A 586-nucleotide genomic window follows, 5' to 3' on the forward strand; every position below is an offset into this window, starting at 1 on the left:
CCTTCGGTGTGACGGTTACTGACAGTAATAACGTGACCACCAATGGCTCCACCACGGGCGTGGGTACCATTCTCGATGATGGCTCTGGTCCAGACCCAGATCCAGACGATGACCGCCCAACGCTTTCTATCACGCCAGCCGTGTCAGTGGACGAAGGCAATGGCGCTATGTTTACAGTGAACTTGTCGAAAGAGACCGAAGCGGATGTGGTGTTGAATCTCGCGACGGCGACCGATGGCAGTTACACCGCTGAGTCTGGCGATATAGGCGCCATGACTGCCACGTATAACGACGGCGTGTCTGATGTGCCTCTCACCATTACTGATGGCAACATCACCTTACCTGCTGGCTTGACTGAGTTTAAAATCACCGTCGCGACGACCCAAGACGACGTCTTCGAAGGCCCAGAGACCTTCGGCGTGACCGTCACTGATAACAACAATGTTACCACCAATGGCTCGGACACGGGCGTGGGTACCATTCTTGATGACGGTACGGGGCCAGACCCAGATCCAGACGATGACCGCCCAGCGCTGTCTATCACGCCAGCGGTGTCAGTGGACGAAGGCACGGGCGCCATGTTCAC

The 586-nt window shown here is 56.5% G+C and carries 1 pseudogene; it reads left to right on the top strand.

Going from position 1 to position 586, the window contains the following annotated elements:
* Nucleotides 1–586, top strand: a pseudogene (locus TZ48_RS19770) (hypothetical protein); the annotation flags it as partial.

This window comes from Vibrio variabilis (assembly GCF_003263785.1).
Classification (GTDB): Bacteria; Pseudomonadota; Gammaproteobacteria; order Enterobacterales; family Vibrionaceae; genus Vibrio; species Vibrio variabilis.